Consider the following 12,612-nt stretch of genomic DNA (forward strand, 5'->3'; position numbering starts at 1 on the left):
CACCCTGTTGAGAACTACGGTGAATAACTCAAAAAACACCAGTAAACAACTGAAAATAAAGAATAATTTTACAGATCGAACAGATGATCAACGATCTTTTCTCGATCTTGCGTTGTGGAAAAGAATGCTGATGGCGTTTTATTCATAAAAATACGTGCCACTAAATATGCATCTTGTTGAAATGGTAGGTATAAAAAAAGCGACACCCGAAGATGTCGCCTAGCAAAAACCGGTAAAGCCATTCAAATTGAATACCACAGCTTTACCTAAAAGCTATAAATTACACTGGAAGCAATGTGAGCAATGTCGTGTCAAAAAGAACTTAGTACAAGTTCGCGAGAATTCTGTTGGGTAGCCAAGTAGATACTTGAGTACTTAACATCCTTGTGAACATTTCCTCATTCCCTAAGACGAAGTTAATAATAATGATTCTCATTTAATAGTCAACACTTAAATGATAATAAATCTCATTTAATTTATAAACCGTTAACAGAAGTGCTTAAATTTGCTTCAAAAAATGGATTCTGTGGTCATTAATGTCTTCTTTTTCTTCAAATTTTTCGATTAGGTAACCGTTTCTCAATAACAGGCGCAACATTGCAGGGAACTGGTTACGAGACTTAACCTTTAACTGTCTGTAGCCCTGCTCTTTCGCCCACTGTTCCTGAGCGTCTAATTGCGCCTGTGCAACGCCTTTGTTCCTCGCGAGCGGTGACACGCCACCAAACCAGCTGTAAAAAGTATCTTGATCCAATTCATAGCCGATCTTAAAACCGAGCAGCACGTCAGCTTCTTCAGCCACTAAAATAAGGTTCTTTTTTCCTGCCAGCCGCTCTGAAAGAGAAGCGACGCTCTCTTTTTTAGCGAACTCAGAGATCTGCTCGACCACAGACACCACTTCTTCTAACGAACCTTCACGTACAACAACTGACATCTTATTCATCCTTATAAACGAAAGGGCTGGCACAATGGCCAACCCTTTACTGATCACTTAAGTGAACCCTACACGATTACTTTTCTTTTAAGTGCTCTGCGGCTTGTGCATTGTCTTCTGCAAGCCACTCAGCCACATCTTTAGCGAAGTAAGTAAGAATGCCATCAGCACCAGCGCGCTTAAAGCACAGCAGTGATTCCATGACGGTTTCACGCTCTTTCAGCCAACCGTTTTGAATCGCTGCTTTGTGCATCGCATACTCACCAGACACTTGGTAGGCAAATGTCGGCGCTTGAAGTTCATGCTTCACACGGCGCACGATATCTAGGTAAGGCATGCCAGGCTTAACCATCACCATGTCGGCACCTTCATTAAGATCCATCGCAACTTCGTGAATCGCTTCATCACTGTTCGCAGGATCCATTTGGTAGTTCTTCTTGTTACCACCTTTCAGGTTCGAAGCACTGCCGACTGCGTCGCGGAATGGACCGTAGTAGCACGATGCGTATTTCGCAGAGTACGCCATAATCTGAGTATGAATATGGCCCGCTTCTTCTAACGCTTCACGGATCTTACCAATGCGACCATCCATCATATCTGACGGTGCAACCACGTCAGCACCTGCTTCAGCGTGTGATAATGCTTGCTTGATCAAGACTTCAGTCGTCTCGTCATTCATCACGTAACCATCTTCATCGATGATGCCGTCTTGGCCGTGAGTGGTGAACGGGTCTAGTGCTACGTCAGTAATAACGCCAATGTTTGGCACATGCTCTTTTAATAAACGTACAGCGCGCTGCACCAAACCTTCTGAGTTATGAGCTTCAGCTGCGCATAAACTTTTAGCATCTTGGTTCACGACTGGGAATAGAGCAATCGCAGGGACACCCAGTTTTGACAGGTAATCTGCTTCCTCGAGCATATAGTCGATAGACAAGCGTTCAACACCTGGCATTGACTCGACAGGCTCGCGGCGGTCTTTACCCATCAGGATAAACATTGGGTAGATTAGATCATCCACAGACAATTGATTTTCTGCCATTAGGCGACGGCTAAAGTCGTGCTTACGCATACGGCGCATACGGCGACCTGGGAATTGACCTTGAATTGAAACAGACACTAGATTCTCCTTGCCTAGTCTAAGCACCGAAATACTTAGATATGAAAAGTGCTAAATACAGGCAAAAGCATATCACTGATGGCTCAGGACGCTAGCAGTAAAATATGAAACCCACTCAAAAATAGGGATAAATGGCAAAAAATGACCTTCTCCTCACACTGCCGTATACTCATGACAACTCAGTAAAGACCGCTTTCAGGACAAAACAATGATCGACACCCATGCTCATATTTACGCTAGTGAATTCGATGAAGACCGCGAACAAGTCGTGCAGCGCGCACTGGCTCAAGGGATTGATACCATTCTATTGCCGAACATCGATTTAGAATCTATCGAGCCAATGTTAGCGACGGAAGCTCAGTTTCCTGATGTGTGCCGTTCAATGATGGGCTTACACCCTTGTTATGTGGATGCGAATATCGAGCAAACCCTCAAAACCATTCGAGCTTGGTTTGATAAGCATGACTTTATCGCCGTGGGTGAGATTGGTATCGACTTGTACTGGGATAAAACCTTCAAGGCTGAACAAGAGATGGCGTTTGTGACTCAACTACAGTGGGCAAAAGAGCTTGATCTACCCGTGGTGATCCACACTCGTGATTCCATTGAAGAGACACTTGCCCTACTTCGTAAAGAACAAGATGGCAGCTTACGCGGGGTATTTCACTGCTTTGGTAGCAGCTTAGAGGAAGCTCAAGCGATCAACGAGCTAGGCTTTCATTTAGGTTTAGGCGGCGTTTCGACCTTTAAGAATTCAGGGATGGACAAGGTGATCCCACATCTCGATATGGATTACGTCATCCTAGAGACAGATTGCCCATATTTAGCACCAACACCGAATCGCGGTAAACGCAATGAACCAGCCTACACAGAATTAGTAGCAAAACGCATCGCCGAATTACGCGGAATTCCCCTTGAAGAAGTCGAAAACATAACCACCACAAATGCTAAGGCATTGTTTAATTTATGATAAATCTATTAATAAGTAATTATTACGGATTTTCCCTGAATTTATTTGAGAAAGCTAAGTGACATGTATAGTATCAACCACCTGCATATGGAGGTAGTTGATTATGTGTGACCATTCACAACACTTACAACGTCAACATCGAACCCTATGGCATAAAATTTTGGGCATCAAAGAGCTCTATATATGTCAGAACTGTGGCTATCAGTTAAAGATTCGATAAACAGACATAATAAAAAAGCGGCCCTAGGCCGCTTTTTTATTATGTGATTTTTACTGAAGCATTCCGAATCAAGATTCAGCTTCTTCCTCTTCATCCGCATCTGGCTTACGCGTATAAAAACGTGCGAAGAACAGACCAATCTCAAACAGAATACACATTGGAATCGCCAACAGTGTTTGCGAGATCATATCAGGTGGTGTCAGCATCATACCGATGATGAAAGCACCCACAACAATGTAAGGACGCTTTTCAGACAGAGATTGAGGCGTTGTTGCACCCGTCCAACACAACAAGATAATCGCAACAGGCACTTCAAAGGCAATACCAAAAGCAAAGAACAGCGCGAGTACAAAATCAAGATAGCTTGAGATGTCGGTTGCGAACTCTACTCCCCCTAATGATATGGCCGTAAAAAAGCCAAATACCAACGGGAATACAATAAAGTAAGCGAACGCCACACCACAGTAAAACAGCAATGAACTTGAAGCCAATAGCGGCATGATCAAGCGTTTTTCATGCTTGTATAAGCCCGGAGCAACAAAAGCCCACACCTGATACAAAATAAACGGAACCGCGAGGAATATAGACGCGATCAAGGTTAATTTCAGCGGTGTGAAAAATGGCGATGCAACATCGGTTGCGATCATCGTCGCCCCTTCCGGTAGACGATCTACCAAAGGTGCTGATACGAATTCATAAATATCATTAGCAAAATAAATTAGCCCGACAAATATCACTAGCACCGCGACAATCGCACGTAGAAGGCGATTACGTAGTTCTAGAAGGTGGCTAATTAAAGGCTGTGTCTGCTCAGTCGAAGACATGTCAAACCTCTTAAACAGGAAGATCGAAAAGGAGCCGCGCGTGTATCTATCCAGTTGAATTGGTATCCACTTGAATAGTTGTTTACTTGAATAGCTATCTATTTAAACATCTAGCGACTCAAGCATCCGGCGACTCCTCCTTGCGAGACTATTCGGCTTTCTTATCTGACGGTGCTGAAGCTTCGCTGTTGACCTGAATGGTTTCAGATTCCACAGTTTCCGTGACACTAGGTTTAGTCTCACTTGGCTTATCAGACTCAGGCTTAGCATACGGACGTTGAACCTCAGCAGCGGCCTGCTTAAGTTCATCGACTGACGCTTTAAGGTCTGGAGATAAATCTTCCATACCCATTTTTTCCGCCTTGCGTAGGTTTTCTTGCAGCTCTTGCACCTTAAGCTCATGAGAAAGTTCATCTTTCACACTATTTGCCATGCTTTTCGCTTGTCCAACAAACTTGGAAATACTGCGAATCGCCACGGGCAAACGCTCAGGCCCTAAAACCACTAACCCAACGACAGATATTAATACCAGTTCCCAAAAACCGATATCAAACACGATTTACGCCTGCTCTTTGTCTTTCTTTGTTTCAGCAGTTGTTTCAGCGTGAGCTTCTGTCTTCTGCTGTTCAATATTCTTTGGTTCGAAGTCTGCATCTTTCTTATCTGCAGGCTTGTCTTCATCGCTCATCGCTTTTTTGAAGCCTTTAACCGCTGAACCTAAGTCACCACCCATACCGCGCAGTTTCTTTGTTCCGAATAGCAAAATTACAATTACAGCAATGATTAGAAGCTGCCAAATACTGATACCACCCATTGTCATTGTCCTCGGGTCTGTCTACACATAAAAAATATTAAGAGAGTCTACTGTCTAACGACGGTAAGCTCGCCAACTAAGCAACCAAAATGTGACACCTGCGATGCCACAGCCCATAGATAGCTGCTCATAAGGGCTTGAAACTAATATTGCGGAGCATACGACTAAAGTGGCTCCAACGCCAAACAAAAACTTTCCAGTTGCTTGCTGACGCTTACTATCTCGGTAGCCTTGATAAAGCTGATCCATTCTGTGGTTCATCGCTTTACCTTGGCGCAAGCTGTCATAAAGTAGCTCTGGCAGCTCTGGCAGTTTTTCTGCCCAGAATGGCGCGCGCTCTTTTACTGCGTTGATCACAGCTTGCGGCCCCACCTGATTCATCATCCAGGTTTCAAGGAAAGGCTTGGCGGTTGCCCACAAATCAAGTTGCGGATACAACTGACGACCTAGGCCTTCCACATACAACAAGGTCTTCTGTAGAAGTACCAACTGAGGCTGAACCTCCATGTTGAAACGTCTTGCTGTATTAAATAAGTTTAGCAACACATGACCAAATGAGATCTCGCCAAGTGGTTTTGCAAAAATTGGCTCACATACCATACGAATCGCGAACTCAAAATCATTGACGTTGGTGTCGTGTGGCACCCACCCCGAATCAACATGCAGCTCGGCAACTTTACGGTAATCTCGATTGAAGAAAGCCAACAAGTTCTCGGCTAAATAGCGCTTATCTTCGCTGTTGAGCGTGCCGACAATGCCGCAATCCAAACCAATCCACTGAGGGTTATCTGGATTCTCTGGGTTAACGAATACGTTGCCCGGGTGCATGTCTGCATGGAAAAAGCTGTCTCGGAATACTTGGGTGAAGAATACCGTCACACCGCGTTCCGCGAGCAATTTCATGTTGGTGCCGTTGGCTTCTAGCGTCTCAATATCGGAGACTTGAATACCGTAGATACGCTCTGACACCATCAGGGTTTCGCTGCTTAGATCAGGGATAACCTCTGGAACATACAGCTCTTCACTGCCTTCAAAATTACGTCGCAGTTGAATGGCATTGGCTGCCTCGCGGCGCAGGTCGAGTTCATCAAGTAACGTTTTCTCGTACTCGTGAACCACTTCAACCGGTTTCAAACGACGTGCTTCAGGAAGCGACTTAGCGACTATACGCGCCATTCGGTGCATCAGTTTTAGATCTGCATCAATCACCGGGCGAATATCAGGTCGAATTACCTTCAGAACAATCTCGCGACCGCTCTCTTTAAGCTTTGCGGTATGCACCTGAGCAATAGAAGCAGAAGCCAGCGGCTCGATATCAAAGTCGGTAAACCAGTTGTCTAAACTGCCACCGAGCGCCTTTTCCATATCTTGCTTAGCCAGTTGTCCATCAAACGGCGCAACTTGGTCTTGCAACAACGCCAACTGATCGGCGATATGAGGAGGGAACAGATCACGACGTGTCGACATCATCTGTCCAAACTTGATCCACACTGGGCCAAGTTCTTGCAGCGCAAGGCGCAAGCGATGACCCAACTCTTTATCTTGATGCTTGTTCTTGAGCCAAAACAGTGACTTTCGCGCCAACAAAGGGGCTTTAGTCAGTTGGTGTTCCGGCATCAACTCATCAAGGCCGTATTCCAACTGTACCTTGATAATATGATAAAGACGTTTCAGTTCTGCTGGGGTCATACTTTCTCCAACAGAGCGTTCAACTTAGCTTCAAGACGAGCAGCAGAGCTTTTTACGTCATCAACTTGGTCGCAAAAGTGCGCGACTTCTAACGGTGCGGGTGCGATCTTCCACTCTTCAGTCAGAACTTGAGCTACATGGTTTTGATGCTTAGTCGCCTGTTTTGCTACAAAGCCACCGACGTTTTTAACGCCTTGGACCAAGGTATGCGCAACCACATCGCCCGTTACGCGCGATAACCACTCTTCCAAATCAGGCTTGCAGTCTGTCATCAGCTGAGCAAATTTCTGAGCCAGTTGAATGTCACCCTCTAAGATCAGCTTATCTTGCTTGATCAACTTGGTGATGTTCGATTGCTCACGCAGTTCAGGTAACACCGATAAATTCAAAGATAGGTAGCAATCAGGCTGCCCTTCATATTCAGACAACACATCAATTTGTTGGCTGAAAACGAAAGTGAGTGTTTTATTCAACTCTTTCAAATTAACTTGAATGATCTGCCCCTTTAAACGAGACAAACGACGAACCAAGGCTGGATCATCGTTCACGAAAGTATTTAAAGAGGTTTCAATAACCGCGGTTACCAATGGATCAAATGGCATGACTGTCCTTACCTTTGAAAACGGATAAGCCTTAACCTATCCGTTCTGTCTTTATTCTTATTGTTTAGCACGCCCTAAGAGCCTGCTACCAAGTTCGACTAGAACTTGTAACCGCGGTGCAGCGCAACAATGCCGCCCGTTAGGTTGAAGTATTTAGTATTCTCGAAACCCGCTTCCTGCATCATGCCTTCCAAGGTTTCTTGGTTAGGGTGCATGCGGATAGATTCTGCAAGGTAACGATAGCTGTCCGCATCGTTAGCGATCAGCTCACCCATTTTTGGCAACAGGTGGAAAGAGTAGGCATCGTAAACCTTTGATAGCGGCTCAAGTACTGGCTTAGAAAACTCAAGAACCAACAAACGACCACCCGGCTTAAGCACACGGTACATTGAACGTAGCGCTTGGTCTTTGTCGGTAACATTACGCAGACAGAAGCTGATGGTAATGCAATCGAAGTAGTTGTCAGGGAAAGGCAGCTCTTCAGCGTTTGCTTGAACGTAATGTACGTTGCCAACAATACCGCTATCACGCAGCTTATCACGGCCAACATTCAGCATTGAGTTGTTGATATCAGCAAGAACCACGTGGCCTTTTTCACCAACGATACGCGAGAACTTCGCAGTCAGGTCACCGGTACCACCACCAAGGTCTAGGATACGTTGACCCGGGCGAACGCCACTGCAATCAATCGTGAATCGCTTCCACAAACGGTGAACACCACCCGACATTAAGTCATTCATGATGTCGTATTTAGCGGCTACAGAGTGAAAAACCTCTGCTACTTTCGCGACTTTTTCGTCTTTTGCGACTGTTTCGAAACCAAAGTGTGTGGTTTCTGACTCTACTGCTGAATTTGTCTGCACGCTTGTGTCCATAATGCTGTTATCTACCATGGTAAGTTCTCATCGACAGCGCTCTTTGTATTTAGAGGCGCTGCGGCCGATTAGTTTACTTTATCCTCAGCAGGTTGTCTTTCTACTAAGGAGGCATTTTCTGAAAAAGCCTCATTTTGCGCCATTTCAGCCAAACCAATCGAGATCGGCTTCTTCACTTCAACACCCAATTGCTTGAAGCTTTCGGCCTGACGAATCACGTTACCCCGCCCCGTCACTAGCTTATTCATCGCCCCTTGATAACTTTGGTTGGCTCTATCAAGTGAGCTGCCAAGGCCTTCCATATCATCAACAAACAGGCGCAGCTTGTCGTAAAGCTTGCTCGCACGCTCCGCGATAACTTGTGCGTTTTGGTTCTGTCTGTCGTTGCGCCACAGGTTATCAATGGTACGCAGTGCCACCAGCAGAGTGGTTGGGCTGACCAAGATGATGTTTTGCTCCATCGCATCTTTCACCAAGCTAGGATCCGCCTGAATCGCCACTTGGAATGCTGGCTCAACCGGGATAAACATCAACACATAATCTAGGCTCTGTATGCCCTTGAGCTGATGATAATCTTTCTGGCTCAAGCCTTTGATGTGCGCTCGCAATGACACCAAGTGATCGCGCAATGCAGCATCACGCTGCTGGTCGGTTTCGGCATTGAAGTAGCGTTCAAATGCCACCAACGCCATTTTCGAATCGACCACCACTTGCTTATCTTGTGGCAGATGCACAATCACATCCGGTTGATAACGCTTGCCCGCATCGTTTTGCAGGTTCACTTGCGTTTGGTATTCGTGGCCTTCGCGCAGCCCTGATTCAGCAAGCACCCGTGCCAGTACCACCTCGCCCCAGTTACCTTGTTGTTTATTGTCACCCTTGAGCGCTTGAGTCAGGTTCACCGCTTCACGTGTCATACTCTCATTAAGACGTTGCAGGTTTTTAAGTTCATGTACTAAGGTATGGCGCTCTTTGGCTTCTTGGCTGAAGCTATCGTTAACCTGCTTCTTAAAGCCTTCCAACTGCTCTCTTAGTGGAGACAACAAACCTTCTAGGCTCTGCTTGTTCTGCTGGTCGACCTTGGCGGTTTTGGTTTCAAACAGTTGATTCGCTAACAGTTCAAACTGCTGCTTCAGTCGAGATTCGGCTTGTTCTAGCAACTGCAGCTTTTCGCTATTGGCGAGGTTTTCTTGATCATGCCTTGCTTCTTGTTCTCGCAACTCGGCTTCTAATTCAGACTTATGATCCTTAAGTACATTGATCTCATCAGCGTACTGCTGGCGCTCTTGCTTTACCGCCTCAAAGTAGCGCAGTTTTTCCATTGCAGCCATCACCTTACCGTGCGCCTGCTTGAGCTCGAATGCCGCTTTGTCTCGGTCATCATCTAACTCATTGAGTTCTTGTTGCGCCTCTGCGAGTGATGATTTGAGCTGAGCTTGCTGAGATTCATGCAACAAACGATCGGACTCTAGCTGCTGCTCGAGCAATCGCTGCTGAAAAGAGAGCTTCTGTTTAATCCACCAACCCACGACACCGCCGCTGACGAGCGCGCCAGAAATTGCAGCAATAAGCGTTGCTTGATGTTCGATAATCCATTGCATGATAATGATTTAGCCTAATTGGAAATAACTCATTAAATGGTATTTTGATACTGGATAAATGTCCAGTTTGCCGTATTAAAATTCGACAGATAGACTAGGCGCTCCGTATTCTGTCCCATCAAATTAGAATGAGTTGCCATGAACGAACGTCGTGCCTTGGGCTTTGGCCTTTCCGCAGTACTGCTGTGGTCAACGGTCGCTACTGCTTTTAAGCTGACCCTTGCTGAGTTTTCACCTATTCAAATGCTGACCATCGCTAGCATTGTGTCGTCGATTGCGCTGATCGCAGTCTGCGCTTTTCAAGGCAAGCTTTCTCAGCTGAGTACAACGTTCCTTTCAAACCCTTGGTATTACCTACTGCTCGGCTTGGTTAACCCATTGGCCTATTACCTGATTCTATTCAAAGCCTACGACCTGCTGCCCGCTTCTCAAGCTCAAGCCATCAACTACAGCTGGGCTATCACACTAACCTTAATGGCGGCGGTTTTTCTGGGGCAAAAGATTCGCAAGCAAGATTGGATTGCGTGTACCTTCAGCTATGCGGGTGTGGTAGTTATTGCCACCAAAGGCGATGTATTAGGCATGCAGTTCGATAGCCCGCTCGGTGTGGCACTGGCGCTGCTTTCTACTCTACTTTGGGCAGGATATTGGATTCTCAACACCAAAAACAAGGCTGACCCAGTGGTTGGCGTACTGCTTGGTTTCTTAGTGGCATTGCCATTCGCGATCGGTTTAACCCTTTACGAAGGTGAGAGCTTTAGCCAAATCACAGCGAAAGGTTGGATGGCTGTGACTTACGTTGGTCTGTTCGAGATGGGCATTACCTTTGTATTGTGGCTATCAGCACTCAAGCTAACCAACAATACGGCGCGTATCAGCAACCTAATTTTTGCCTCGCCATTTATCTCACTGATGCTACTTTCAACCATCATTGGCGAAGAGATTCACCCGGCGACACTGTTTGGCTTGGTACTGATCATTGCTGGCTTGGTGATTCAACAGATCAAGTTTTCAAAAAACAAAGCTGCGTAAATAAGCGCTAAAAGATTCGATTGAGCACGAAAAGCTATCGATAAAGTCGAATCTAGAGCTAGAACACAATGTTAGATACAAAAATGGCGAGTCGTATGACTCGCCATTTTTATATAATTTAAAATCTAGTGAGTAAGCTAAAAGCTTATTGTTCCTAAACACTTAAACCCACTGACCTGCTGCAAAGCCAGAACTCCAACACCATTGGAAATTATAACCACCAAGCCAGCCCGTTACATCCATCACTTCACCAACGAAATAGAGGCCAGAGACACTCTTACATTCCATGGTTTTTGAAGATAGGTGATTGGTGTCCACGCCGCCTAGAGTCACTTCGGCCGTTCGGTAGCCTTCGGTGCCGTTTGGCGCGATTTTCCAGTTTTCTAGATGCTCTACGATGTCATTCAGCTGTTTTTCATTGAACTGCTTGAGCGGCTTGTCTTCCAGCTCTTTACGATCAATCAACACCTCCACAAAACGCTTCGGCAGTGCTTTTGCCAAGGTGTTTTTCAGGCTCTGATTTGGGTGCTTCTCACGAGAGTTAGCCAGCAGCTCAGCTACATCGACTTCTGGTACTAGATTAATCGAAACCGACTGACCCGCTTTCCAGAACGAAGAAATTTGCAGTACTGAAGGACCCGATAGGCCGCGGTGAGTAAACAGCAACGCTTCCTTGAACAAGGTTCCGTCTTGCGCGGTGATCTCAGCAGGAATTGCGATACCAGAAAGCTCTGCGAAAGCTTCTTTATCTTCTTTATGCAGAGTGAATGGCACTAAGCCTGCGGTAGTTGGCATCACAGACAAACCAAATTGCTCGGCAATCTTGTAGCCAAATGGCGTTGCGCCTAGCTTAGGCATCGACAAACCACCTGTTGCCACAACGAGTGAGTCACACTCAACTTCGTCAGTGTTGAGGTGCATCTTGAAGCCAGAATCAGTCTTTTCGATAGAGTGAACATCACAACGGTAGCGTTGTTCGACTTTCGCCTGCTTACACTCGTCAAGCAGCATGCTCACGATGTCTTTTGCGGTATGGTCATTCACACAGAACAACTGGCCGTGATCGCGCTCTTCGAACTCAATACCGTACTTGCTCACCATCGAGATAAAATCCCAGTTGGTGTACTGAGATAAAGCTGACTTCACGAAGTGAGGGTTGTTACACAGGAAGTTGTTGGCTGAAACATCATAGTTAGTGAAGTTACAACGACCGCCACCTGAGATTAAAATTTTTCTGCCTGGTTTCTTTGCATGATCAACCACCAGCACTCGTCGGCCGCGTTTACCAGCTTCCGCAGCACACATTAAGCCTGCGGCGCCCGCACCAATTACGATTACATCAAATTTTTCACTCATGTGGTTCTGCTTTTCTTCACTTTTGCAGCCCGAGTACACCCTGTTCTCGAAATGCCATCAATAAAAAAGGATGCGCATAAACAGCACATCCTTACTAATTGCTCGCTATTTTAGCGGCAATTTTAAACTTTGCAATTGATGTTCAATTGTACAATTTGCAGACAGCAGCAAAACCACTATTTGGCTTAGCGAACCAACAACCGAAACTTCACACCAAAACCTAAGCTCTACTTCACACGTACTAAAAACTTAGACGATGAAAGAAGACAGTAAGGTTACACCTAGCAGAGCGGAAGAGAGTATGAATAACTGTCTTACACGATCGCACTTCGAAGTAAAAACTTCGTCATGATGATGGTGATACTCTTTGCTTTTGATGTAACTGAACAGGCGAACCTGTTTGGTCATATTGCCATGGGTTGTGAAAAAACCGCCTCCGTCTACTTGTTGATAAAGTAGAGGATGCGCTTCTCGCATAATATAAATGAGCGTTCTTAGCGCAGTAAAATAACGCGCCCAGTTCACGCAAGTCACAACCATTAGTGCAAATAGAATAGTGTCGCCGCTGATCATCC

Annotated in this window: 13 protein-coding genes; 2 read left to right on the plus strand and 11 right to left on the minus strand. The window is 45.7% G+C overall.

Annotated elements, in window-relative coordinates:
• Nucleotides 1-499: 499 nt before the first annotated feature.
• Together MSG36_RS16625 and hemB are read right to left on the minus strand one after the other, a co-directional pair.
• Nucleotides 500-934, minus strand: a complete 435-nt coding sequence (locus MSG36_RS16625; protein ID WP_048617757.1) for a GNAT family N-acetyltransferase — start codon at nt 932-934, stop codon at nt 500-502.
• A 76-nt stretch (nt 935-1,010) separates the two neighbouring features.
• Entirely contained in the window at nt 1,011-2,054 is a 1,044-nt protein-coding gene (gene hemB / locus MSG36_RS16630) for a porphobilinogen synthase (protein WP_017060158.1), read from the minus strand.
• 208 nt (nt 2,055-2,262) lie between these two features.
• On the opposite strand from hemB, the gene MSG36_RS16635 reads away from it, so the two are divergent.
• Nucleotides 2,263-3,024: a TatD family hydrolase gene (locus tag MSG36_RS16635; RefSeq protein ID WP_060983246.1), complete on the plus strand. Its 762-nt coding sequence runs from the start codon at nt 2,263-2,265 to the stop codon at nt 3,022-3,024.
• 288 nt (nt 3,025-3,312) lie between these two features.
• On the opposite strand, the gene tatC is transcribed toward MSG36_RS16635, so the two are convergent.
• The 7 genes from tatC to rmuC form a co-directional block, all read right to left on the minus strand.
• A complete protein-coding gene (gene tatC, locus MSG36_RS16640; RefSeq protein WP_017060156.1) occupies nt 3,313-4,068 on the minus strand; it encodes a twin-arginine translocase subunit TatC in 756 nt (251 codons plus the stop codon).
• A gap of 148 nt (nt 4,069-4,216) precedes the next feature.
• Nucleotides 4,217-4,624 (minus strand): Sec-independent protein translocase protein TatB, encoded by a 408-nt coding sequence (gene tatB / locus MSG36_RS16645; RefSeq protein ID WP_048612432.1) that lies wholly within the window; start codon nt 4,622-4,624, stop codon nt 4,217-4,219.
• A 3-nt stretch (nt 4,625-4,627) separates the two neighbouring features.
• Nucleotides 4,628-4,882, minus strand: a complete 255-nt coding sequence (tatA, locus tag MSG36_RS16650) for a Sec-independent protein translocase subunit TatA (protein WP_017060154.1) — start codon at nt 4,880-4,882, stop codon at nt 4,628-4,630.
• 54 nt (nt 4,883-4,936) lie between these two features.
• Nucleotides 4,937-6,571, minus strand: coding sequence for a ubiquinone biosynthesis regulatory protein kinase UbiB (gene ubiB / locus MSG36_RS16655; RefSeq protein WP_017065813.1), 1,635 nt, complete (start codon nt 6,569-6,571; stop codon nt 4,937-4,939).
• Nucleotides 6,568-7,173, minus strand: coding sequence for an SCP2 domain-containing protein (locus tag MSG36_RS16660; protein WP_248368875.1), 606 nt, complete (start codon nt 7,171-7,173; stop codon nt 6,568-6,570). Before MSG36_RS16660 ends, ubiB begins: the two co-directional genes overlap by 4 nt.
• A gap of 98 nt (nt 7,174-7,271) precedes the next feature.
• Complete coding sequence (ubiE, locus tag MSG36_RS16665; protein ID WP_026012235.1) at nt 7,272-8,051, minus strand: bifunctional demethylmenaquinone methyltransferase/2-methoxy-6-polyprenyl-1,4-benzoquinol methylase UbiE; 780 nt, start codon at nt 8,049-8,051, stop codon at nt 7,272-7,274.
• A 65-nt stretch (nt 8,052-8,116) separates the two neighbouring features.
• Nucleotides 8,117-9,649 (minus strand): DNA recombination protein RmuC, encoded by a 1,533-nt coding sequence (gene rmuC, locus MSG36_RS16670; RefSeq protein WP_048612430.1) that lies wholly within the window; start codon nt 9,647-9,649, stop codon nt 8,117-8,119.
• Between the two features lie 138 nt (nt 9,650-9,787).
• On the opposite strand from rmuC, the gene MSG36_RS16675 reads away from it, so the two are divergent.
• Nucleotides 9,788-10,681 carry a DMT family transporter gene (locus MSG36_RS16675; protein ID WP_048607574.1) on the plus strand — a complete coding sequence of 298 codons (894 nt, stop codon included), beginning with the start codon at nt 9,788-9,790 and terminating at the stop codon, nt 10,679-10,681.
• Between the two features lie 162 nt (nt 10,682-10,843).
• On the opposite strand, the gene MSG36_RS16680 is transcribed toward MSG36_RS16675, so the two are convergent.
• Nucleotides 10,844-12,037 carry an NAD(P)/FAD-dependent oxidoreductase gene (locus MSG36_RS16680; protein WP_248368877.1) on the minus strand — a complete coding sequence of 398 codons (1,194 nt, stop codon included), beginning with the start codon at nt 12,035-12,037 and terminating at the stop codon, nt 10,844-10,846.
• A 249-nt stretch (nt 12,038-12,286) separates the two neighbouring features.
• The gene (uspB, locus tag MSG36_RS16685) at nt 12,287-12,610 is read right to left on the minus strand and encodes a universal stress protein UspB (RefSeq protein WP_009848060.1); all 324 of its coding nucleotides are present in this window, start codon (nt 12,608-12,610) and stop codon (nt 12,287-12,289) included.
• Between the last annotated feature and the right edge of the window lie 2 nt (nt 12,611-12,612).

It is taken from the genome of Vibrio sp. 1CM8B (assembly GCF_023161685.1).
GTDB classification, from domain to species: domain Bacteria; phylum Pseudomonadota; class Gammaproteobacteria; order Enterobacterales; family Vibrionaceae; genus Vibrio; species Vibrio coralliirubri.